Source organism: Pseudomonas sp. 008, assembly GCF_016861935.1.
GTDB lineage: Bacteria > Pseudomonadota > Gammaproteobacteria > Pseudomonadales > Pseudomonadaceae > Aquipseudomonas.
In genome coordinates this window covers 57,162-80,111 of record NZ_BOMA01000010.1, presented here as the reverse complement: position 1 = coordinate 80,111, position 22,950 = coordinate 57,162, and the positions used below count along the sequence as shown (strand labels likewise).

22 protein-coding genes and 3 pseudogenes are annotated in these 22,950 nt (G+C 51.4%); 7 read left to right on the top strand and 18 right to left on the bottom strand.

Annotated elements, in window-relative coordinates; translation table 11 throughout:
• Positions 1–31: 31 nt before the first annotated feature.
• The 4 genes from JUI81_RS20355 to JUI81_RS20340 are packed head-to-tail and all read right to left on the bottom strand — an operon-like array spanning position 32 to position 3,293.
• Positions 32–1,288, bottom strand: coding sequence for an NADH:flavin oxidoreductase/NADH oxidase family protein (locus tag JUI81_RS20355; RefSeq protein WP_239077716.1), 1,257 nt, complete (start codon positions 1,286–1,288; stop codon positions 32–34).
• Between the two features lie 5 nt (positions 1,289–1,293).
• Positions 1,294–1,989, bottom strand: coding sequence for a winged helix-turn-helix transcriptional regulator (locus JUI81_RS20350; RefSeq protein ID WP_204124913.1), 696 nt, complete (start codon positions 1,987–1,989; stop codon positions 1,294–1,296).
• Between the two features lie 25 nt (positions 1,990–2,014).
• Positions 2,015–2,413, bottom strand: coding sequence for a helicase (locus tag JUI81_RS20345; RefSeq protein WP_204124912.1), 399 nt, complete (start codon positions 2,411–2,413; stop codon positions 2,015–2,017).
• A 34-nt stretch (positions 2,414–2,447) separates the two neighbouring features.
• Positions 2,448–3,293, bottom strand: coding sequence for an alpha/beta fold hydrolase (locus JUI81_RS20340; protein WP_204124911.1), 846 nt, complete (start codon positions 3,291–3,293; stop codon positions 2,448–2,450).
• Positions 3,294–3,478: 185 nt separating this feature from the next.
• Between JUI81_RS20340 and JUI81_RS20335 the strand changes: the two genes are divergently transcribed.
• Together JUI81_RS20335 and JUI81_RS20330 are read left to right on the top strand one after the other, a co-directional pair.
• The gene (locus JUI81_RS20335) at positions 3,479–5,122 is read left to right on the top strand and encodes a GMC oxidoreductase (protein ID WP_204124910.1); all 1,644 of its coding nucleotides are present in this window, start codon (positions 3,479–3,481) and stop codon (positions 5,120–5,122) included.
• A gap of 212 nt (positions 5,123–5,334) precedes the next feature.
• On the top strand, positions 5,335–6,702 hold the full coding sequence (locus JUI81_RS20330; RefSeq protein WP_204124909.1) for an OmpP1/FadL family transporter: 1,368 nt from the start codon (positions 5,335–5,337) through the stop codon (positions 6,700–6,702).
• Positions 6,703–6,845: 143 nt separating this feature from the next.
• On the opposite strand, the gene JUI81_RS20325 is transcribed toward JUI81_RS20330, so the two are convergent.
• The 4 genes from JUI81_RS20325 to JUI81_RS20310 all read right to left on the bottom strand — a co-directional run bounded on the left by JUI81_RS20325 (position 6,846) and on the right by JUI81_RS20310 (position 10,880).
• On the bottom strand, positions 6,846–7,847 hold the full coding sequence (locus JUI81_RS20325; RefSeq protein WP_204124908.1) for an NADP-dependent oxidoreductase: 1,002 nt from the start codon (positions 7,845–7,847) through the stop codon (positions 6,846–6,848).
• Between the two features lie 76 nt (positions 7,848–7,923).
• A complete protein-coding gene (locus tag JUI81_RS20320) occupies positions 7,924–8,784 on the bottom strand; it encodes an alpha/beta fold hydrolase (RefSeq protein ID WP_204124907.1) in 861 nt (286 codons plus the stop codon).
• A 176-nt stretch (positions 8,785–8,960) separates the two neighbouring features.
• Entirely contained in the window at positions 8,961–9,749 is a 789-nt protein-coding gene (locus tag JUI81_RS20315; protein ID WP_204124906.1) for an SDR family oxidoreductase, read from the bottom strand.
• Positions 9,750–9,797: 48 nt separating this feature from the next.
• A complete protein-coding gene (locus tag JUI81_RS20310; protein ID WP_204124905.1) occupies positions 9,798–10,880 on the bottom strand; it encodes an alkene reductase in 1,083 nt (360 codons plus the stop codon).
• A gap of 126 nt (positions 10,881–11,006) precedes the next feature.
• Between JUI81_RS20310 and JUI81_RS20305 the strand changes: the two genes are divergently transcribed.
• Positions 11,007–11,579, top strand: coding sequence for a TetR/AcrR family transcriptional regulator (locus JUI81_RS20305; RefSeq protein ID WP_204124904.1), 573 nt, complete (start codon positions 11,007–11,009; stop codon positions 11,577–11,579).
• A 269-nt stretch (positions 11,580–11,848) separates the two neighbouring features.
• Here JUI81_RS20305 and JUI81_RS20300 read toward each other — a convergent pair whose 3' ends face one another.
• On the bottom strand, positions 11,849–12,190 hold the full coding sequence (locus JUI81_RS20300) for a carboxymuconolactone decarboxylase family protein (protein ID WP_204124982.1): 342 nt from the start codon (positions 12,188–12,190) through the stop codon (positions 11,849–11,851).
• Between the two features lie 74 nt (positions 12,191–12,264).
• Positions 12,265–13,038, bottom strand: coding sequence for an SDR family NAD(P)-dependent oxidoreductase (locus JUI81_RS20295; protein WP_204124903.1), 774 nt, complete (start codon positions 13,036–13,038; stop codon positions 12,265–12,267).
• Between the two features lie 185 nt (positions 13,039–13,223).
• Between JUI81_RS20295 and gcvA the strand changes: the two genes are divergently transcribed.
• The 3 genes and pseudogenes from gcvA to JUI81_RS32250 all read left to right on the top strand — a co-directional run bounded on the left by gcvA (position 13,224) and on the right by JUI81_RS32250 (position 14,804).
• Positions 13,224–14,129, top strand: coding sequence for a transcriptional regulator GcvA (gene gcvA, locus JUI81_RS20290; protein WP_204124902.1), 906 nt, complete (start codon positions 13,224–13,226; stop codon positions 14,127–14,129).
• Positions 14,130–14,257: 128 nt separating this feature from the next.
• Positions 14,258–14,446 (top strand): annotated as a pseudogene (locus JUI81_RS32255) (DUF2254 family protein); the annotation flags it as partial.
• Positions 14,439–14,804: a DUF2254 family protein gene (locus JUI81_RS32250; protein WP_374707270.1), complete on the top strand. Its 366-nt coding sequence runs from the start codon at positions 14,439–14,441 to the stop codon at positions 14,802–14,804. The pseudogene JUI81_RS32255 and the gene JUI81_RS32250, both read left to right, overlap by 8 nt.
• A gap of 137 nt (positions 14,805–14,941) precedes the next feature.
• Here the strand turns inward: JUI81_RS32250 and JUI81_RS20275 are convergent, their stop codons facing one another.
• The 4 genes and pseudogenes from JUI81_RS20275 to JUI81_RS20265 form a co-directional block, all read right to left on the bottom strand.
• A complete protein-coding gene (locus JUI81_RS20275; protein WP_204124900.1) occupies positions 14,942–16,264 on the bottom strand; it encodes a chloride channel protein in 1,323 nt (440 codons plus the stop codon).
• A 133-nt stretch (positions 16,265–16,397) separates the two neighbouring features.
• Positions 16,398–16,577, bottom strand: a pseudogene (locus JUI81_RS31850) (potassium transporter TrkH); the annotation flags it as partial.
• Between the two features lie 59 nt (positions 16,578–16,636).
• Positions 16,637–16,882: pseudogene (locus JUI81_RS31845) on the bottom strand (exonuclease); the annotation flags it as partial.
• Positions 16,879–17,556 (bottom strand): histidine phosphatase family protein, encoded by a 678-nt coding sequence (locus tag JUI81_RS20265; protein ID WP_204124898.1) that lies wholly within the window; start codon positions 17,554–17,556, stop codon positions 16,879–16,881. The gene JUI81_RS20265 and the pseudogene JUI81_RS31845, both read right to left, overlap by 4 nt.
• A 776-nt stretch (positions 17,557–18,332) precedes the next feature.
• Here JUI81_RS20265 and JUI81_RS20260 point away from each other — a divergent pair.
• Positions 18,333–20,336 (top strand): AAA family ATPase, encoded by a 2,004-nt coding sequence (locus JUI81_RS20260; RefSeq protein ID WP_204124897.1) that lies wholly within the window; start codon positions 18,333–18,335, stop codon positions 20,334–20,336.
• 65 nt (positions 20,337–20,401) lie between these two features.
• Here the strand turns inward: JUI81_RS20260 and JUI81_RS31840 are convergent, their stop codons facing one another.
• The 4 genes from JUI81_RS31840 to JUI81_RS20240 all read right to left on the bottom strand — a co-directional run bounded on the left by JUI81_RS31840 (position 20,402) and on the right by JUI81_RS20240 (position 22,685).
• Positions 20,402–20,641 carry a hypothetical protein gene (locus tag JUI81_RS31840; protein WP_239077715.1) on the bottom strand — a complete coding sequence of 80 codons (240 nt, stop codon included), beginning with the start codon at positions 20,639–20,641 and terminating at the stop codon, positions 20,402–20,404.
• 59 nt (positions 20,642–20,700) lie between these two features.
• On the bottom strand, positions 20,701–20,871 hold the full coding sequence (locus tag JUI81_RS20250; protein WP_204124896.1) for a hypothetical protein: 171 nt from the start codon (positions 20,869–20,871) through the stop codon (positions 20,701–20,703).
• Between the two features lie 2 nt (positions 20,872–20,873).
• A complete protein-coding gene (locus JUI81_RS20245) occupies positions 20,874–22,247 on the bottom strand; it encodes a hypothetical protein (protein WP_204124895.1) in 1,374 nt (457 codons plus the stop codon).
• A gap of 153 nt (positions 22,248–22,400) precedes the next feature.
• The gene (locus JUI81_RS20240) at positions 22,401–22,685 is read right to left on the bottom strand and encodes a hypothetical protein (RefSeq protein WP_204124894.1); all 285 of its coding nucleotides are present in this window, start codon (positions 22,683–22,685) and stop codon (positions 22,401–22,403) included.
• Positions 22,686–22,950 lie beyond the last annotated feature (265 nt).

The following is a 22,950-nucleotide window of genomic DNA, read 5'->3' as shown; positions in this document are numbered from 1 at the left end:
ATCAGGAGGTCATTGCGTTGTGCTTTTAAATTCAGGAACGAGCGCGTAGGCGACGTGTGCGATAAGTGCCCCACCCACTGCCCAATGCGGATTTGAGGAACGCGGCCAGTCCTCCCTCGCTCGGAACTGGGTTACCACCTTTCCCGATACGCTTGAGTTGGCGTGTGTACCACAGCACCTCCATGATCCCCATACGATCCACTGCTTTAATGCCGGTGGTAATCGGTCGAACACGTTGCGCGCTGTCGCGTCCCTGCAGGAGGTGGGTTGCAGCGTCCGGATCGATAGCCAGCAAGCGCGCCAGGCCGACCAGATCTAATGCGCCAGAGCTCAATGCTTCGTTCATACCCGTAGCGCTGCGGAATCCACCGGTGACCATTAATGGCACTTGTACGCTTGATCGAACTTTCTCGGCGAACTCCAAAAAGTAAGCCTCACGGGCTACGGTAGATGCCTTTTTGGGCTTGTGCATTGCTCCACTCATGGCGGGGGCTTCGTACGTGCCACCAGATATCTCGATCAGGTCAATTCCTGCCTCGACAAGCGCACGAATAGAATCGAGAGATTCCTCTTCCGTAAAACCACCCTGCTGAAAGTCTGCAGAGTTGAGCTTGATGCCTACAGGAAACTCAGGCCCAACCTGACGTCTGATTTCCGAATAAACCTCCATGACGAAGCGGCGGCGTTTTTCCGGTGTTCCCCCCCAGGCGTCCTCACGCCGATTATGGTGCGGAGAGAGGAATTGGTTTACCAAGTAACCATGTGCTCCGTGAATCTCCACTCCACTGAAGCCCGCTTTCTTGCATACGGCTGCGCTGCGCCCGAATCGTCTGATGATGTCTTCGATTTCTGCTTCAGTAGCTTCGCGAGGCGTTTCAAAAAAAGCGGCCATATCCTCTCGGAAGGGGACGGCGGAGGGAGCCAGGTTGCTTTCATTTAAGCCTTTGGTCGATTGTTTGCCGGGATGATTGAGCTGAGCCCAGATCGCCGCACCATGATCAGTTGCTGCTTTCGCCCACTTCTGCAATGTCGGTAGGTCTCGCTCATCCTCGATCACGACATTTCCAGGTTCCCCTAAAGCTCTTCGATCAATCATCACGTTTCCAGTGATGATTAACCCCAAACCAGAGGATGCCCAACGTTTATATAACTCCGCCAAAGCAAGAGTAGGACGGTTATCGTAAGTACCCAATGTCTCGCTCATTGATGCTTTGGCTAAACGATTTTTTAGCACGGTACCATTGGGTAAGCTCAGTGGCTGGTTCAACAAAACGGTGTCAGTTTGCATTGGGTTCACCCGCGAGGCTGGAATGAGGGGGCATCGAGAGAGGGACGCGAAAGTTTCTCAGGATGGTACTGGAGTGCTTGGAACAGTCGTTCGAACATGCTCGCTTGTCCTGACTTTATGTATGCGCGCCCTTGTTGGAGTGCCTCCTGCGGTGAGATCTGCTGCAAGGCCAGCGCCATAAAGGTGTCTAGATCGCATTGAACGGTGACATCTGCCTGTGAAGCTTGGCCGGAATATGTTTTTGCTTCACCGTTGTTCAGTTGGATATGGAAAACTTCGTCGCTTACGTAAAATTCGCATACTGCTCTGAGATCGTCGTGGGTGTCAGAGGAACCGATTCCCGTCAGGCTTAGCGCGATAAGCTCAGCGCGAGCTGAGCCTGGGTCAATACGTTCGTCGACAGGTAAGCTCAGGCCCCAAATTCCTAAAGCTAACAAAGGCGCTCGCAACTGTTCTCCAAAGGGGGTCAACTCATACGTGGCGTTCGGATTAGGGTTCGATTGTGCTATCCCATTCTCAACTAACACTTTGAGGCGAGCAGACATCCGGTTCGTTCCCATAGCAGGGAGGACGGCAAGTAGCTCCTTAAATCGCTTAGGGCCAAGCAATAGCTCACGAACGACCAAGAGTGTCCAACGCTCACCCAATATGTCGAGGCTTCGCGCGATAGGGCAAAGCTGCCCATAGGTCTTGTTCAACATAGTTTTGACGTTTCCAGGAATTAAGTTAAAACGCAGTGCGATCGTAAGGTGAGACCGTCTTTGCGGGCTGCAGAAATGCCGTCAACCCTTGAAACCACATGACCTCTAGGAAGTCTCCAGTGATGATCAAGTCTTGGCTTCCTATCCCTCTAATAAACGCTGCTTGGCTGTCCTTAGCTGAAAGGATCTGAAACCCTTTGCTTGCGTCCGTAAAGGTCATTGTGAAGCCTGGATTTTCGGCCAGGCCGGAAAAGGAGTGGATAGAGCCATTTTTGATAACGAAGTAGCGACCGACGCCTGCCATGGTACGGATCTGGAAAACTAACTCTTTGCCAACGATATAACGGCGGCACTCAGCGTTATTTCTGACCTGTCGTTTGAGTAATTGGGTAAACATCCACAATAGAAATTTGAACTTCAGCATGGTAATTCGCCTTGGTAGATCGGTGAGATCGGTATCATTCGCCTAGAAAATGTAGTGCGTGAAACAGGAAGCGTTCTGGGCACTGGAATTGAGCCCCATGTCCAGCGTCCGGGTAGATGAATAACTGCGCGTTGGGCATGTTTCGAGCCATGTAGAACGAGTTGATGGTGGGGATCATCACGTCATGCACGCCGTTCAGTATGAAGGTCGGTTGCTGAATTTGGCGTAAGTATGCGAACGGATCTTCTTCTGAGACTCTGGCAAGGTAATGCATGTTTGCCTCGATCTGAGCCGAAGCTACCTCCATCGAGGTACTTGGATCCTGATCTTGACGCTCATGGCGGCGCTCCCAGAACTCACGCGCAGCTCGCTTCGCCTCTACGGAGCGTCCGAAAAATAGATATTCAAAATCCTCATAGAGCGGAATGGGGCGCGGCGCTGACGTCAGCACTTTCGGCTCCATATCTGGATCGCCGCCGCGTGGGCCCGTCCCTAAAAGAAGCAGCTTACGAATGATTTTTGGATGTCGCCAAGTTAGATCTAAAGCCTGAAAGCCACCCAATGAGAAGCCCAAGACATCGATCTTTTCCAAGCGAAGGGCTCGTACAAAGGCTGCCGCATCGTCAGCCATATCCTCTATTCGACGTCTTGGCGTTCCGGACGAGGAAGCCAGTCCACGGCCATTGAAGAGAATGACCTCTCGACTGTTGGCTAATCCATTCGTGAGCAGTGGATCCCAGTGATCCATACCGCCTCGAAAGTGCTGGATCATCACCAGAGGAGGTTGATCGCTAGCGCTGTTTCCCCACCTGCGATAAGCGAAGCTATCTCCGTCCACCTCGACGAAGCGGGTAGGGGCTGTCTGATGCGTATCGGTCATGTTTTGCCTCCGTCGTTTTCATTTCGTCGCCGACCACCAAAAAACAGATCAGCTTGCGCCATGGATTTCACTATACAAAAAATATAGCAAAAGTGAAATACGAAACGTATAGTGAAATTGAAATCGAGGCAGACCCTTCACAGGGATGCTTTCCCAGAAAACAAATACAAAATTTGGGGTGATGGATGAAACCGGCTTTCGACTTTGACTTTATCGTCATAGGCTCAGGCTTCGGCGGCAGCGTCTCCGCGCACAGGCTGACCGAAAAAGGCTACCGAGTTGGCGTGGTTGAAATGGGACGGCGCTGGACGGCGGATGACTTCCCAAAAAGCAATTGGGATGCGCGTCGGTGGATTTGGATGCCGGCCCTCAAGATGTTTGGCTTTTACAGCATGCGCATGTTTCGACATGTGGTGGTCGCAAGTGGCAACGCAGTTGGCGGTGGGTCAATCACCTACGCTAATGCGCTACTTAGACCATCTGACAAAGTGTGGGATGAGGGGTCGTGGGTAGGTTTGACTGATTGGAAAAGCATCATGCCCCAGCACTATGCTGAAGCTGAAAGGATGCTAGGCGTAACAGAAGGAAAAATTCTGGGTGAAGCAGATATGCGGCTGCGGAGAATGGCAGAGCTGCAAGGTGTAGCTCATACGTTCCACCCACCCAAGGTCGGGACTTTTTTTGCTCCTGAAGGAGATGTTCCCGGAAAAACTTACTCTGACCCCTATTTTGGTGGCGAGGGGCCAGAGCGAGGCAGTTGCGTTGGGTGTGGCGGTTGCATGATGGGTTGCCGACACAACGCCAAGAATACCCTCGACAAGAACTACCTGTACTTTGCCGAGAAGCACGGGGCGAAGGTTTTTTCGGAAACCAAGGTCGTCGATGTGCGGCCACTCAATGGAGTGACAGATGGAAGCGAAGGTTACGAAGTCCACACGGAATGCTCGACATCGTGGCTAGGTAAAAATAAACGAGTTTTCCGCGCTCGCGGTGTGGTATTTGCCGCCTCATCCTTAGGCACGATGGAGCTACTGTTCCGATTGAGGGAAAAGGGCTCACTTCCACTTATTAGCCAGGATCTCGGTAACCGAATACGCACTAACGCGGAATCACTAATCGGTGTGCGCTTCCCTTCTTCAGATAAAAGTATGTCACCAGGCTTGGCTGGTGGTGCAAGCATCTATTTGGATGAGCGTACTCACATCGGTGTCGTGCGCTATCCAGAGGGGTCAGATGCAATGGGGTTGATGATGACGCTCATGTGTGGAGGGCGTCCTGGCTGGAGCCGCATTGGTGCTTGGCTACTCACTCTCATTACTAATCCCTTGCGAGCAATACGTGTCCACAATCCTAGAGGTTTCGCACGCCAGAACATATTGCTGTTGGTAATGCAGACAGTCGATGCACACATCAACATGCGTCTTAAGCGGCGCTGGTTTTGGCCTTTTGGTACCCGCTTGGTAACTGAAGGCAATCCAATCCCAACATTTATTCCTGAAGCAAATGCTTTTGCAGAAAAAGGCGCTAAAGCACTGGGTGGTATTGCGACAACTTTTTTGAGCGAGATTCTGTTCAATGTCCCGACCACCGCTCATTGTATGGGGGGGTGTGCTATGGCTGAGGTAGCCGAGTTTGGCGTTATGGATTATAAAAATAGAGTCTTTGGGTATCAGAATATGTTCATTTGTGATGGTTCTATGCTGAGTGCAAATTTAGGCGTCAATCCTAGCTTGACGATCACAGCTCTAACTGAGCACGCGATGTCATATATACCATCTAAGGCCGAATCTACATTTGAACCTGTAAGGATCCTAATGAGCTCCGCTTAAGTAGATGAGTTTGTCTTGGTTTGCAACTTAATAGATAAATAATCTCGCACGTCGTGCCGTGCCGGGTCTGCCAATTTTTTAGGTGTGACGGCTGTGTTGCGCGCCTGCTGATAGGTGAGGAACAAAAGATTATATATCTAGCGACAGGGCGGCATGACTGCTAGGTGGTGACGTACGCGCCGTATTAAAAAAACAAAAAAGAGGCAAAATCTATGATTATTTATAGTTCTATAGAAGTGTCATTTTTTAGCGTCGCAGTGACTTGGTTGAAGGCGCATCTCCAGCCAGGCAATGTTCTTTCCTTTTGCTCGGGTGGTTTGAGAAAGGGACTTGCGTCACTGGCGATACTCGGCTACTCCACCATCTCGATGGCAAATGGACTTGCCTTGAATGAGCAGAGCGCCAGTAATGCAGGGACTGCTTACGCTGGACGTTCTTCATCCGCACTTGATTCCAGCACCGTTTATGGAAATCCTGCCGGCTTGAGTAAGTTAAAAAATTCTCAAGTGAGCAACGGATTTGCTTTGGTGGATGTAGCAGTTGATATAACTAATGCTAGTAGCAGCGCGTCTGGAACGAATAAAGGGGACTCTGTGCCCTTGACTGCTATTCCTTTTGGCTATTTCTCAGTTCCTGTTGATGAACGATTTACTTTCGGTCTGGGGCTATACGGAACCTATGGCCTTGTGAATAACTATGAGAGTTCTTTTCAAGGAAGATATCATGGTTCTTATAGTAAAGTTCAGGTGAAGACTTTAAATCCTGCAATTGCATTTAGAGTGAATGATCGGCTGTCGTTAGGAGGTGGTCTTACAGTTAATCGTATTGAAAATCAATTAGAATCATTTGTCGATACCGGCGCTCTAAATAACGGTAAAGATACAAAGATCAAAGTGAAAGGCAATGATACGGCGATTGGTTACAATCTGGGGTTGTTGATTGATTTGACTGAAAGCACTACTTGGGGGATAACGTATCACTCTAAAATTGACTTTCACGTAAAGGGAAAAACCCGAATCAGCGAATCTCCTGCTGCTTTCGGTTTGGACGGGAATTATAATAATAAACTTGACGAAACGATGCCTGAGTCGATAGATACATCATTTACCCACCACTTTGATGATCGTTGGACTGGATATATAGGTGCGACCTGGACTCGATGGAGTAGGATTCAAAGAGTCGAAGCATTAAACCGCGGGTTGCCAGTACTTGGACAGCAGTTGGGATTTGATAACACCGGAGATGATTTCAAACTGCATAACACATTAGCCGGGGCAGTCGGGTTGTCCTATCAGCTGTCGTCAAAGTGGTTGCTTCGCACAGGGTATGCTTATGACCCGTCTCCGGCGAGAAACTCTCATCGAAATGTTCGACTCCCAGTAGGCAATAGAAATGCGATAGCTATCGGCGCTGCTTTTTCGCCTAGCCGTGATTGGACAGTCGATATTGCGTATGGTTACTTGCGCGAGTCTTCAACAACGGTTAATCAAGCGAATACAAATGGTGCGCAGCCTAGTTATAAAGCTGAGTATAACAATAGTGCGCATATTGTTGCTGCACAGCTAACTTATAAATTCTAAACTGTTCGCTAGTGTCCCCTATCTTCTTCATGCACTTGAAGAACTGCATAAGGGACTTTACGAGTTTTTTCAGTGCGCGTGGATTTGTAGGTGGGGAACGAGAGGCTTTTCTTGATAAGAAAAGCCTCTCGTTCCTTATCGGTTTACTTGATTTTTACGACGACTTTACCTTTTGCTCGACCTTGTGCCAAGTATTCAAGTGCTTGCTTGGCATGCTCGAAAGGAAAAACTTTATCAATTACCGGTTTGATGTTTTCGGTTTTGAGGAGCTTACCAATTTCATTAAGTTGAGCTCCATCCGGTCGAACAAATAAAAACGAGTAAGTCACATTGTTTTTCTTCGCTAGGTGAATGATCTTTCGACTCATCATGCCGAAAACGAATGTGAGGAAAAAGTTCATGCGGCGAGCTTTTGCGAAAGCTTTGTCTAATGGCCCGATGAGGGAAACAATCTTGCCGCCGGACTTGAGGATTCCTACTGACTTTTCAATCGCATCACCTCTGGTTGTGCCAAGTACCAGATCGTATGAACTTAACACCTGTTCAAACTCCTGCTTTTTATAATCGACCACTTCGTCCGCGCCCAACTTGCGAACCATATCGACATTTCCTGTGCTGGTAGTCGTAGCTACTTTAGCGCCAAGATGCTTTGCAAGCTGAATCGCGAAAGTACCAATTCCACCAGATCCTGCAGGGATAAATATCTTCTGGCCGTTCTTCAAGCTTGCGCGCTCTTTCAACGCCTGCCATGAAGTCAGCCCAACCATTGGAATGGAGGCTGCTTGTACGAAATCCAGATTATCAGGTTTCGGTGCGGCAACCCTCTCCGGAACTGCAGCAAACTCTGCAATTGATCCCTTGCCGAGATCGAAGAGACTGGCAAAAATGGCATCGCCAACTTTGAATCGGGTTACAGCACTTCCTACTTCAATAACTATTCCTGCCAGATCACTACCTATGACAGCGGGAAGCTCAAATTTCAAAACCGGTTTGAACATTCCCGTAGGGATCATGTTGTCAATCGGGTTCAATCCTGCTGCATGAATTTCAACTAGCAGTTCATCAGGCTTTATTGTTGGACGAGACACTTGCGTAAAGCCGACTTCGGGCGACTTGCTATAGCGTTTGAATGTGAGTGCTTTCATGGTGATCTAATCCAAAAGTGCTTTAACTGTGAATGGTTTGTATGGGGTTTGGCGGTGGCGATTAGTTAACCGATTGCTACTCCAGGAATTTCAAAACTTTCTGTAGAAATTCAGTGTGGTATTGGAAAACTCCACCGTGACCTGCGTCTGGATAAATAATAAACTCCGCCTGAGGTATGCGCTGGGCCATGTCAAAACTCAGTGAAGTTGGTACCATGATGTCATTGTCACCATTTGCTATCAGTACCGGCATCTGCAATCGAATTAGATTCTGTTCTGCTTGTCTGCCCCAAGATTTAATAGCTTTAAGCTGATTTAAAAACGCGCGGGGCGTTGGCCCCTTGTCGCGATCAGCAGTGCGTTCCTTCAACCTCTTTAGGAAAGCTCTTGCGGCCTCACGCCCTTTATCTGTTGAGGTGAAAAACAGATAGGTTTTGGGATCGCGCAGCGTTAATAGGCCCTTTATCATCAATGGCCAGGTTAAAGACCAAATGCTGTCAATACCTTTTCCTCCGGCAGGGCCAGTACCAGCCAAGATAAGCCTGCGCACTAGACTCGGTGCTTTGAGCGCTAAATCTTGTGCAACAAAACCACCTAGGGAGAATCCAAGTAGGTCTACTTTTTCGAAGCCCATTGCGCGGATTAGTGCGATTGTGTCTTCAGCCATCACAGCCACCGTTACCGGTGCCGTACCGCCAGAAAGACCGATTCCTTGATAGTCGATTGCGATCACCCGATGGTTACGTGCGAGTCCATCAACAATACGTGGATCAAAATTATCCAGCACGGCCCCCCAGTGGTTTAGCAGGAAAACTGGAGTACCGCTGTCTATACCCAACTCTCGGTAAGCGAAAGCGATCCCTCCGACCTTTTTTGCTTTATTAGGCGCGTTTTGAAACGACTGCGTCGGGTATGGCTGGGGGCTTGGATTACTCATCGTCTATACCGTGGGTTCAGGTAGGCAGAGGGGGGATGACGCAGCATTTAACTTGCGAGTATTAACGGTGCGTGGGGCTATGGGCATTTACTCCATCACTGCTAATACGTGTTAGCCGCGTCGCCCCTCTGACGAAGTCTCAAGGGGCATTTGCGCAATAACTATGTAAGCAATGGTCAGCCTTTTGTTTGGTAGCGCTCGGCGGCATGGGCTTGTCGGATATCGGACATTAGGCCCTGCCGTGCCTGATCCAGGGCATTCCATCGGCTTTCCGCGTGCAGAGGCGGGATGGTCACCAGCTCTCGGCGATCAAAACCGACCAATGCAGCATCGACCAACTCTTCGACATCCATCACTTCGGAGATTGTGTTGAGGTCTATTCCTGCGCGCTCCCAGATTTCTGTGCGTGTTGCTGCCGGCAATACTGCCTGGACATATACGCCCTTAGAGGACAATTCCAGATTGAGACCTTGAGACAGAAACAGCACAAATGCTTTCGTTGCGCCATAAATAGACATGCCGAACTCGGGCGCAAAACCGACTACTGAACCGAGGTTGACGATTGCGCCTCCACCGGTCTGTGCAAAACGGGGAGCCGCTGCTGCGGCCAAGCGGGTAAGAGCAATAACGTTAAGCGAGATGAGTCTCTCGATGCCTTCGGCACTCTGCTGAGCAAACCCACCCGACTGAGCCATGCCTGCATTGTTGATCAAGACGCCGATGCGCTCGTCCTCGCGCAGGCGAGTTTCGATTGCGCTCAGATCGGTGGCGTTAGTCAAGTCGGCCTGATGCACTTCAACGGTGACGCCGTTTTCTGCACGCAATTGATCAGCTAAGGCTTCAAGTCGAGCTTTATCGCGTGCGACAAGTACGAGGTCATGGCCGCGACGAGCAAATCGTTTGGCATACGTGGCGCCGATACCTGTTGAGGCTCCGGTGATGAGAACAGTTGGAAGCGTATTCATCTGCATTTCCTGATCAAAGTTTTGGCGAGAGAAAGTTGAGGCAGAGTTTCAGCCGGAGAAGGTCGGATAGTCGGTGTAGCCTTCTGCGCCGCCGCCGTAGAGCGTTGCCGGATTAATCGGAGCCAGAGGTGCGCCAGTCTTCAATCGCTCAACCAGGTCAGGGTTACTAATAAACGGACGACCGAAGGCGAAGAGGTCTGCTTTGTCATCGTTCAGATGGGCTGTAGCCAGCTCAAGGTCGTATGCATTGTTGGCCAGGTAGGTTTGTTTGAAGCGATGGCGTAAAGAGTCGTAGTCAAATAGTTCGATATGGCGTGGGCCGCCCGTCGCACCTTCGACAACATGCAGGAAAGCAATACCCAAAGCACTCAGTTGCTCAGCGATATAGTTGTACTGAGATTGCGGGTCGCTGCTGGAGACGCCGTTGGCTGGTGATACTGGGGAGATCCGCACACCGGTGCGTTCTGCACCGATTTCATTCGTCACAGCAGTGACAACTTCAATTAAAAGGCGCGCGCGGTTTTCTATTGATCCACCGTACGCATCTGTGCGCTGGTTGGCGCTGTCTTTGATGAACTGATCGAGCAAGTAGCCGTTCGCTCCGTGGATCTCGACACCATCGAAGCCAGCGGCAATAGCGTTCGCTGCCGCCTGACGAAAGTCGTTTACGATGCCTGGCAACTCATTCAATTCTAGAGCGCGTGGCTCGGAGACGTCTGCGAAGCCATTGTTGACGAAGGTTTTGGTCTGCGCCCGGATCGCGGATGGTGCGACTGGTGCTGCTCCGCCTGGTTGCAGGTCGACGTGCGAGACGCGCCCTACATGCCAGAGCTGCACGAAGATGCGACCCCCTTCTGCATGCACTGCGTCCGTTACCTTGCGCCATCCGTCGATCTGTTCCGGTGTATATAGCCCTGGAGTGTCTTGGTAACCCTGAGCTTGTGCGGAGATTTGGGTTGCCTCCGTAATGATCAGGCCTGCTGAGGCTCTTTGTGCGTAGTAGGTCGCAGTTAGCTCGGTGGGAACCAAGCCTTTGCCTGCACGGTTGCGGGTCAGCGGTGCCATCACGACGCGATTCGCCAGCGTAAGGTTACCCAGGACATAGGAATCAAAAAGCGTTTTCTCGGACATTTTTTCAGCTTCTAGTGTGGGTGATGGCTACAATGATTATGGTCAAGCTCTAAAATGTCAATGCTTTGATGTCGATCAACATCAATGTATGATTATTGTCATGTCAGGACTACGTTTGGATTACCGATGAAAGTCACTAAAAAGCAGGCGCAGGCGAATCGGGCGCACATCGTTGAGACGGCCTCGACTCTCTTTCGAGAGCGTGGGTATGACGGCATAGGCATTGTTGAGCTGATGGCTGCTGCCGGGTTTACCCAAGGCGGTTTTTATAAGCATTTCAACTCGAAAGCCGATTTGATGGCGGAGTCTTCAGCTTGCGGTATAGCGCAATCAGCAGCGCTCACTGTCGGTGCGTCAGTGACGGAGTTTGTAAAAGTTTATCTATCACGCGAACACCGCGACGACAGGGCTACCGGATGTACGTTGGCAGCGCTGTGCGGCGATGCTGCTCGCAAGGAGGAGGAAATTAGAGCCACTTTTGCTGCGGGTATCGAGACTCAGCTAAATGTCCTGCGGGAGAGCGGGGGCGATCTGGGCTGCTCCGACTCAACTGATACACGTGCCAAGCTTCTTGCCGTGATGGCTCATTCCTTAGGCGCGGTCATCATGTCGCGTGCGTGCCCTGATGACTCGGCGTTAGCTGATGAAATCCTCGAGGCTTGTCGTGACGCAATCCTAAAGTCTGTGGAGCCGGCCTAGGCAATAGATGCTGTTAGAACTTGGAGAGATGTACGGACGTATTGGGGCGTAATCTGGTTTGACTGGGATGGTGTCGGGTTACTTCTGAGGTGGCGCTGTTTGAGTGATGACTATTGACTCATGCATTTTTGCATTCGCAGGATTATTCCCGCCGGGCTTAGTCATAAGCGGCGAACAGAGCGTGCCGGATGATGTCTGCACTGAAAGGCACGACTGGTCATCTTTTATCAAGATTGGACGGCGGCTACGCCGCCGTCGAGTTCCACTTTTTAAACAGCGGGCAGTTGAGCATGTGCTTCCATAACTCTCGCCGAATACACCAGTGCGGCGCCAGCATTGAGCGCAATTGCTACGCCTAGTGCTTCAGCAATTTCACCTCGTTTTGCACCATGCTCCACAGCCTTTTTGGTGTGGATACTGATGCAGCCATCACACCGCGTAGTGACGGCTACAGCCAATGCAATCAACTCATGTATTTTGGCATCCAGATGGCCACTCTTGGCAGCAGCACCATCCATCGTTGTCAAACCGCGAACCACGTCGGGGCTTTGTTTGGTGTATTCGCCAACGCGTTCGAGCAGGGCCTCACGATAAGCATTCCAGTCTTGCATCATTGTGGTGTCCCCAGAGTTCAGGTGATACCCACCGTGCAAGCCTGCTTTCAATAGGCTTGCACGAGCTCAGGTTAGTTGCGACCGGCCATGACGCCGCCATCTACGTCCCAGATAGCGCCGGTGACCCAGTCGGCTTTATCGGAGAGCAGGAAGACAACTACTTCGGCCACGTCTTCAGGAGTACCTACTCGCCCGATTGGGTGGAAACTGTTGAAGCCTTGAAGTGCGGCGTGAACCTCTGCTTTAGGAATGAACCCTTCGTAGATTGGTGTTTGCACTACCGCAGGCGATACCGCGTTGACGCGGATATGCTTGGAGGCAAGCTCCATAGCCAGATGCTGTGTCAGTGAATGTAAGCCCGCTTTTGCCATCGAATAAGCGGAAGATGGGGTCGCAGCAATTGCTTGTTTGCCCCACATGGATCCGATGTTAACGATGGCACCGGGATTTCCCTTGGCAACCAGGTTGGCAGTAACTTTCTGCGTGATGAAGAAAGACGCCTTGTTCAGCTGCATGTACTGATCGTAGTCAGCGTCAAGATGCTCAAGAAAAGGCTTCGGAAAAAATACGCCTGCCGCGTTAACCAGGAAATCAATATCCGCGTGGTGTTGATCAATTTCCTTCAGCAGCGCCGCTAGGTCTACCGGATTAGTCAGATCTGCGGTGAGCGCGTTGACTGTCCCAATTCCTGCCAATTCTTGGCGAGCGTGCTCGGTTTTCTCTGTTCGGCTACCGACGATAACGACGGTACCGCCTTGTTTTAATACGAGTCGTGCGGTTTCCAGACCCATGCCGCTGGTGCCGCCGACGACTAACAATTTCTTACCTGTGAATTGATTGCTCATTTGAACACTCCATAGATTGAGTGAGGCTATGTAGGAAACCGACAACCAGTTTTCAGCCTTTAAAACATGACTCCTAACCGTCCAACCCACGATCTGCTGTTGAGGTACGAGTGGATTATTGGAGTCTATTGATAGCTGAACAAATGAGATAAAGTGTTGGTACGATAAAGAAAAGGTTTACCGCTATGGCAGGGCCCATTCATCTCAATGCTCTGAGGGCCTTTGAAGCCAGTGCCCGGCACCAAAGCTTTACTGCGGCTGCTGAAGAGTTAAACGTCACCCCAGCAGCCGTGGGGCAGCTAGTCCGCACTCTTGAGCAGTGGTTAGGCACACCCCTGTTTCATCGAGGTTCCAGTGGAAAGGCACGGTTGGTCGCTACGGAGGCTGCTGAGCGCGCGCTTCCCGATATTCGGGCTGGTTTCGAGCGCCTTACGCTGGGGATAGAGCGGATGAGGGAGAACTCACCCAGCGGGGTATTGACGGTCACCGTAAGTCCCGCTTTTGCCGCCAAATGGTTGTTGCCTCGAATCGAACGTTTCCACGCGGCTTGGCCAAGCACCGACCTCCGGCTTGATACTCAACTCAAAGCTGTAGACTTTCTGACCCAGAGAATCGACATCGGGGTGCGATATGGTTCCGGTCATTGGCCTGGTTTGGTCGCAGAAAAGCTTATGGACGAGGAAATCTATCCGGTTTGCTCACCTCTGCTGAGGGACGCTCGTTTACAAACTCCTGCCGAGCTTGGCGATGAAACTCTGATTCATGACCTTTCTATGGATGGCCATGCGGGCTTTGCTACATGGGATACTTGGTTGCAAGCAGCTGGAGTGAGGAATGTTTCGACAAAGCGTGGAATGAAAATCAACAATTCTGCGGCAGTGCTTCAAGCGGCAATTGATCGACAAGGGATTGCACTTGCGCGCAGCGTTATGGTTAAGGATGATCTGGCCGCTGGTAGGGTGGTTCGTTTATTTCCAGATGTCCAGTTTACTTCTCCATTAGCTTACTACGTAGTTTATCGTCCAGAGAGTGTGAACCTACCGAGATTAAAAGCCTTTCGAGATTGGCTTTTTGAGGAGGTGTCCAGCTAATGAGCGGAGGTGTTGAACTCCGATAAAAAAACAGCAGGACAACGAAGTATCCTTGTTAATAGCAGTGCCCAGGTCGGTCAGTCCCTCAGACAGGATCATATGGATACCCCAACGATCCTTCACTACCTCTTGGTGCAATCACCGTCAAAAGTGAACAGACAGGCTATGTGCAACATGTTGATGTGAGCGCAGTCGGAGCCATCGCGCAGGACGATCAACTACAAACTTATCTAGAGGTGCTTCCGGGGACATTTGTGCACGAGGGAATGACACTTCTACACATTGTGAACTTGGGCAACTCGATGGCCGTTGAGTGATACTGCAAGAGGGAAGATTCTGGAGAGCCGATTGATCGGCGTCCGTCGAACCTTTGAAAATGATCCACGTCTCGGGCTTTGTGTGCTCTCGGAAATCGCTTCTCGCGTCTTATCGCCTGCGGTGAATGCCCCCGGGACAGCCATCGATGTGATTGGCCGGGGAGTGAGGACTTTAACCTGCTGGAGCAAGCTTCACTACACTGGCTCGCAGACAGGCCAAGGGTGTGAGCAGGTTTTTCTCCGAGGATTGACGGCTGATGATCTGTTCTTTGATTTTTTTGCTCCGATCAGTAGGGACGGGGCAGCTTTGCTGGAAGTAAAACATTCGTCTGTTAAAAGCTCTCATCAGTCTCGCTGAAATATAAACCCAGCTACCTTTAAAGATGCATGCGACAGGCACGTGGCTCTTCTGATCACTCGTGCAGAGACCACGTTAGCGCTGCAGCATGAGAAGGATCAATTGACCTCACTGGCTAGAACGATCACGCGGTAGACTTATTGAGTTGGATTCTTTGGCTTGGTGGCAGCTTCTGCATTCTCGAGAAAGCCTCGCGCCAATTGCTGATACAACTCAGGGCCCATTCTTGAACTGACAGCCTTGGCGATCAGAGCTACCGCCATGAGACTGATCACCATACTGTGGCTATCAATCATCTCCATCACAATGATTGCGGAGGTGATTGGTGACTGAGTAACGGCAGCCAGAAAACCAACCATACAGAGTGCAATAGTGGGCTGCATCGCTAGGTGGAATAGCTCTGCGGTATTGGAGCCGACTGCGGCCCCTACAGCGAGCGAAGGGGCGAAAATACCTCCTGGAATACCAGAGAAGTAGGTCACTACGGTCGCAAGGAAGCGCGTAATAGGGGCGTGCCATGGCAGGACTACATCAGATGCGATGACCTGAGAGGTAATGCCGTACCCACTACCGAACGACATTCCACCACTCAACCAACCCAATATTGCGACGACTAATCCACAGATGCCGGCAAACCATACTGGGTGTAGGCGCCGCCATTGCCAGATGATGAACTGCGGATGCCTCTGTGGCCATAACAACATCCGGCTGAACAAACCACCCAATAGCCCACATCCAATCCCTATTACTAATGCTGGGACGACTATATCGAGGTTGATGTCCTGAATGCCGAAATGACCGAAATAGTTGTAGTTTCCCTGCAAGGCAATGGCAACCATCCCAGAGAGGATGATTGTGCTAAGAAGAACGCCGCTGGTACGGGTCTCCAGCTTGCGTCCCAGTTCTTCTACAGCGAATGCGATCCCTGCCAGTGGCGTATTGAATGCAGCCGCAATGCCCGCTGCACCTCCCGCCAAAATAAGATCCTCGCTACGTACGATTCGCGCATTCGGCAAGAAGCGGTGGAAGAAGTGCATGATAGATGCCGCAACTTGAACAGACGGGCCTTCGCGCCCTGCTGAAAAGCCGCCCGTCAGAGCCAGAGTTCCAAGGCTGATCTTGGCGAAAGCAATGCGTAACGAAACCAATTTGTTTATTGGCTTACCTTGACGAGCAAGACGTGTCGCTGCGATTACTTGCGGAATCCCGCTGCCTTGTGCGCCTACGAAAAAGCGCGTTGTCAGCCAGACTACGAGCATGCCGATCAGTGGGGTGTAAATAAAAGGCAGCCATGCTCGCTCAGCGGTCTGTTGCGCAAACTGCGCCAAGGCTATATCCGCCAGTCTTGCAAAAGCCACCACCAGCAGGCCTGCAACGGTTGCCGCAATCCATAACGTGACCCTAGTGCGCCAGCGCATGGAGGCGAAGCCTCGGCGTAACAGCATTATCGGTTTGATCACCCGAAGGGCTTCCTTGACGTCGCCATATTGATCGCAAGACTAACCAAATAAGCAGCTCGTTCCAAACAGCTTTGGCCGGGCCGCACGACAGGATTTTTTACACCACGAGGTATTCACCTATCCATTGATAGGCCTAATACCTCCAAAATACCGGCGTGATGAGTACCAGCACCGTGAGTATCTCCAAGCGTCCCAGCAGCATGCCGATGGTAAGCAACCATTTTGCTGCGTCAGGTTATGATGAGAAGTTGCCAGCGGGCCCGATGATTGTGCCCAAGCCTGGCCCCACGTTGCACACCGCAGTCGCAGCTCCGCACCGTCCACGTTCGACTGCTGAATGGATGTGAGCTGCTTGCAGAAATCAGTAAGGGTAGGGTTTATCTGAGGCTGTACGAAACGCTGGAACTCATCGACGATTTCAAGCGTTTCAAGGTCGATCACCACCAGGCCAATCTCAATCGTTTCCATCTGATCAGGAACGACCACAAGCGACCTTGGAGATTCGTGCAATCCAACCTCGTCACAAGTTGCCTCAAGGTCGACGCAATAGAGGTAACGGTATGGCGCGAGGAGGTTATGGATTGCTTGGAGGTGAAGGAACTTTGCTTCGATGCTCATGGCATGGGAGACCTTGCTTGGAGCTTGTTGAGATTAACCGCCCCATCTATGTCGATTGAATCCCTCACTGCCCACGACGAATCGCCTAGACCACGGGTCACGACATAACCACAAGCATTACGGACGTGATTATCGATCTCGTACCTGCGCCACTCGATCATCGCTTGGGCATCAACCTGGAGTGGCTTGCGCTTAATGATCCAAGCTACCGCATTGAGAAATTGCCCGTGCGAAAATACTAGGATGTCTTGCGCCGGGTGCGTGGCGAGGTGGTCTAGGAACGATCGTGCGCGGCCAACAAACTCCACAAACGACTCAGCACCTTCTCCATCAATGTAGGACGGATCTGCGTTCGCCCAATACTGCTCGACCCATGCCTTCCGTTGCCCTACGGTGGTATTCACACACCTAGCCGGATCAAGATAGGTGAACTCCTCGATGGGCCATGTTTCGAATGGTGCATCAGGGAATACGGAGATGGTCGCATCCGCAGTCGCTCGAGCCCGAGAGAAAGGGGAGGCTACGATTAACTCAGGTGCACGGTCGGCTGATTGCGCCACTCGTTTAGCTTGTTCGATGCCCTTTTCGGTGAGCGGGATACTTGCGTGATCAAGGGTAGCAGCACCGGCATTGGCCGCGCTTTCTCCATGACGCACTAGCCTGACATTCTTCATTGACTTACCTGTCGTTTCGCCGACGCATGACACCAGCAGCTTTGCTAGGGGCATGGCTGGATGAGGTAGGGGTGATGGGGGGCAGTAGAATTCTGAAAGCTCGACCCAGTGAACTTCATTATCGCTCGCATCCAGAGCGAGCTGCTAATTAAGCAGGGAGGGGAGCTGGTCGGCGTACGACATCATGGTGTCCTTCGTGTAAGAGAGGCGCGTCGCAATCGCTGGGCCGTACGTGGGCGCGTCGTCCCTTCGGGCCTTGTGCCCGCCTATGACTGGTGACCAAATGGCCTTCTAGGCTCCGATTTTGATACGCCCAAAATTATTGAGAATTATGGCAGGGCGATAATTATGGCTAGTCAATAATTTAAATAATTCACAGCCGTTTGCTCGAGCGTGTGCCCTCCCAGCGCCATTATTCGAGGGATTGCATGCGGAGCCAGGCGCTTACCTTTTCCTGTTTGTTCAGAATGGCATCCCAGTATTACTGCCGCTATCCCTCAACAAACCAACCACACTCATCCAACGGCTCAGTGACGTCAGTGATGCCAAGGTCGCCAGTGGCTTCAGGATAATGGATACCTGCCATCGACACCTTGGCCACGCCGGATTTAGGAGAGGCACCTTTGTTAGACGCTGAAGAGCACCGCGGGCTATGACGAGGCTCTCTCGCGCCTCTAGATTGGGCGTAGCGTATTGGCAGAATAATCTCAAGCAGTCTGGTGCCTCTGGTTATGTGAACTAAGCTTTCACGTTCTTCAACAGCTCAGGAAACGCCCGTGATCCTAACGAAAGCCGCAGTAGGGCCGTACCGCTCGATCAACACATCGCAAAGCGTCGTCATCGACCCTGATGTGACCGTCCTCGTTGGCATGAACGAGGCAGGAAAAACAGTTTTCTTGAAGGCACTACACAAATCCAATGATGCATTGGATGAGGAAGCGTTCAATCCCACTGATGACTACCCACGTAGGCACCTCACGGCCTATCTGCGTAAGCACGAGGATGAACCTGAAAAAGTTGTAGAGTTGACTTTCAAGCCGAGCAAATCTGAGCTTGCAGCCATTAATACGGCTCTCCACACTTCACTTGGTGAAGACTTCACCTTCACCGTTAGCCATGACTATGCCAATAACCGCTCAATAGGCTTGAGCGTTGATGAGACTTCGGTAATGGCGGGCTTGGCCAAAACCGCTGGGCTTTCATCCGATGCGATCAAAGCGATTTCCAGTTCAGCGTCTATCCGTGCCGCCCACACCAGCCTCAGTCAGATCAATCTGACAGAGGTAGATACTCAATTCGCTGAAGGATTAAAGAAGCGAATCGATGGCTCCCCTTGGAAAAGCTCCCCGGTCATTGCTTACGATGTATGGCGACAGTTGTCACCACTGGTACCCAAATTTTTGTACTTCAGCGACTACGACCTGCTCCCAGGGAAGATCAACCTGGCTGATTTAAAAAACCGAATTGCAACAGTTAAAGCCGATCCGACGAAAAAAGCATTGATTGAACCGAAGCATCTGTCGATCCTTGCTTTACTGAGGATTGCAGGAGTCGAGCTGGACGACTTTGACGGGAAGACGACCTACGAGGAGATGCGGGCCAAGGTCGAGGGAGTCTCTATCAACCTTACCGATAAGGTGCTTGAGTTTTGGAAGCAAAACGAAGACTTGGAGGTTGAGGTAGATATCAGGCCCGATAGCACTGACGTTACCCCCTTCGACAACGGGCCGAACCTTTACCTCAGGATAAAAAATCGGCGCCACCGTGGCGTTACAACGCCGTTCGACCAGCGTAGCAGAGGCTTCATCTGGTTCTTCAGTTTTCTGGTCTGGTTTGACAGTGTGCAGGCTCAACTGACCTCATCGGGCGTCAAGGCTTCGGGTGATCTTATTCTGCTACTGGACGAACCCGGTTTAGCGCTACACGCCCTAGCTCAAGAGGACTTCCTAAATTACATCGACAACCTCTCAGCAAGCCACCAGGTGATTTACACGACCCATTCGCCCTTCATGGTGAGATCGTCCCGGCTTAACCAGGTTCGAATCGTTGAAGATAAGCAAGACGTAGGAACCACAGTGTCCGAGAACTTGTCAGGTTCTGACCCTCGCACTATTTTCCCCCTCCAAGCAGCGCTTGGTTGGAACGTCGCACAAAATCTATTCATCAGCAAAAGCAACCTACTGGTCGAGGGCGTTTCTGAGCTCGCCTACCTGCAGGCAATGTCTGCGATGCTCGATGCATCAGGTGAATCAGGGCTTGATCAGCACACCACGATTGTGCCGGTTGGTGGCCTCAACAACGTCGCGACTTTCACCTCGCTGCTGGGAGCGAACGGGTTGTCTGTAGCACTGCTATTGGATTACAGCGGGCGGCAGGATCAAAAGCTTGAAAGCCTTATCCATCAGAAGCTGGTGCAGAAAAAGGCCGTATTCAATGCTTCGCAATTTCGTGATCTGAATGCTTTGGGTCAGGATACGATCCCCAGCGACATAGAAGATCTCTTCACGATCAAGACCTATCTTACCTGCTTCAACAAAGCCTTCGCGAAGCAGCTGGAGGGTGTGATCATCGAAGAGAAAGAGCTGCCTGCAGGCGACCGGATTGTGCAGCGCATAGAACAGCTCCTGAAGGATCGAAAAATCGAACTCAGACCTAGCGGGGGCTTCAACCACTACATCGTTGCGGCGATGTTCACTAGTACTCCCGCCACAAAAGTGGATGCGGCGACGAAGTCTCGCTTCGCCGCATTGTTCAAGGCAATCAATAACTATCTCGACTAGAAGAGCTTTACGGCTGGTGGACGGTGCTTGTCGGCCAGCTTTGTTCTATTCTCGAGACTGGTCGTTTAATCACTATTGTTGGCGCTTCTGTCGGTACGAGGATGGTCAGGCAGACTCTGTAGACCGGGGGTATTGATCTGCGGTCGAACGAAACGCTGGAATTCATCGACAACCTCAAGCGTTTTCAAGTCGATCACAACCAGGCCAATTTCAATCGTTTCCATCTGACCGGGAACGACTGCTAGGGGCCTTGGTGATTCCTCATCCACCTCATCGCAGTCAGCACCCTGAAGATACTCCGGCATGGAAGGGGCATGGCAAACAAAAAAGCCGCCCCATGGGCGGCTTCGTTGGAGCAGGATGCTCAGTAGCTGTTCAAATGCTTTGCATTCGACTCTAGAATTTCTCCAGCCAAAATTTTCCGAGCGCGCTTCGAAAGCTCTTTGCTGATTTCCTCGGCAGTTTTCGGTCGTTTCTTCGACGAAGTCACCGCGTAGGTCTTGCGAACCAGAGTGACGCGAAGTTCATTTGTCATGATCAACCTCCGGTAGGTGAGTTGGGAATGTCTGTGGTTTTTAGCAAAGCTAACATTTTGCCAAGGTGGTAGCAAACCGGAACCATGAATTGGGCGAACTGATCGGCCCGGTCAGCGTTGAGAAGCATGTTCTCAGCATTGCGGCTCACGTTCAGTACTCCAATCAGCTCATCGTCATGGAAAACCGGCATGCTTAGGATGGATTTTGCATGCCTAAGGTTCCGATAATAGTCGTTAATTTTCTGCTCGTACCGACCGTTGAACTCTCGGACGTCCTCCCGCTGATTGCTCACCCAGTTTGAGACTGTATGCAAAGTATTGGAAATGTACTCGGGCTGCCCAGATGCTGCCACACGGGGCGCGCCGGGGAGGTTCGGATGGTGGTATTCCGGATTGAAGGCTCCATCCAGGGTGTAAGGCAGGCAAGCTTGGTCAAACCCGCCTTTGACAGGCTTTTCACCTGATGAGGTTGTGGCAAGCTCGTCCTCTAGGAACAAGATGCCAGAGCAGCGCTCAAGGGCGACTACGTAGCTCTGGTTGTGAAGAAAAAAGTGGTCGTGCATTTCCCAGACTTCGCGACTGAGTCGCAGTGCCCCTGAGGGGTGGGCGTTAGCAGGATTCGCCTGAACCTGGGCTCCCGGCTCTCCATCGTCCGCTGGGCGTGTATCCTTTGTGTCCTCTTCAAAAGGCTCGGCATCAGCAACCTTCTGAACATTCACTTCTTCGAGCTGCTGTGGTGGAAGCACAACACTGTTGAGCTGTACCTCGTCGCTTGGAAAAACACTCATAATATTGGCTTGGTAGGCCACGCGCTGATTGGTAGCGGAAACCCCATCCCAAAGCCGGGTAAGCGCGAGAACACTTTCGAGCATTGAACGCATGTGCTCAGCGACAGTTTCGCGGGTGATTGTGGGATCAGTTTTACTTGCTCTGCGCAGCAGTCCGATGTTGGCCTGGGTTTCGACATATTCCTGGATGAATTGGCGCGGGGGGAGGTAGGTCAACCTGCCCTCCATTTCTTCGTTCTGCCGACGAAGATTTTTCTGCATTTCTTCGTTCTGGCGTTCCTTCTCTTCGGTAACCGCACCTAACGCACGCTCACGCCGGTACACCATTGCAAGAGCGATGATCGACAGGACAACCGCCCAGATAGTGTTTTTGAAGCTTCCCTCGAATTTGAACTCTGCAAGCTTACCCAGCTCTGCCAGAATCGGGCCACTGCAGACGGAAATGAAGGCAGCGCTGAATACGCTCGATAACGCGAGAAGAAATGACCCCCACTCGGTAGCGAAAAAGCCGGGTTTTTTCTTCTTATGCGTTGGGTTTACGCCTTCACCATGAGGAGGGGAGGGTTCCCGAGTGGCGTCACTGCACATGGTCGAATTCCTTACGGCATCCTGCTCGGGGCCGCTCAAGAAAGTTGGGTGGTGAAATTATGTAGTAGATTGGTACCGGCAGGCCCATCAGCGTCGCGGTTGTGCGTTTGCGGTGTTGATGCGTGTGGAGGTTCGCATCCTCGATGCCGACTTCTACAGCCGAGCGTTGATCCAATCCCAAACGCTTTTGCTCAACCAGCCTTGATGACTTCCAGCAAAAACCTGAGTGACAAAAAGCCGGTCATTGGCATCGACTTTGGTTCGTAAGTCGGTGCAGACTTGCGCTGCGGTACCGTTGTAGCTGACCCAGCGCACTGACTCTAATCCAGGGTCTTGGACGTTTTGATAGCGATCGAGATATTGAATAAAGCTATCTCGCGCGTGCTGGTAGTTAGCCCGCTCCTTGTTCAGGTTCCATGTCACCATATATACCGGCATCTATCACTCCTTGCTGAGCTGAGGGGGGGGGCACGATCACCAGTAGCCTGTTAATTTCACGAGTCTAACACTCAGCCTGCGATGGCGCGTAAGGGAGAGTCAATAGCCTGCCACAAGCGCCCGGTTTCGCCCGATCTAATGCCTAGGCCAGTTGGCAGCACTTTTGACCTGATCAAAACACAGCACGCTCGGCATGTGGTGATCTGCCATGAACAAGGTCTTTCCTCCAACGGCCATTCCCGCCGGATCAACTGATCATTGACAT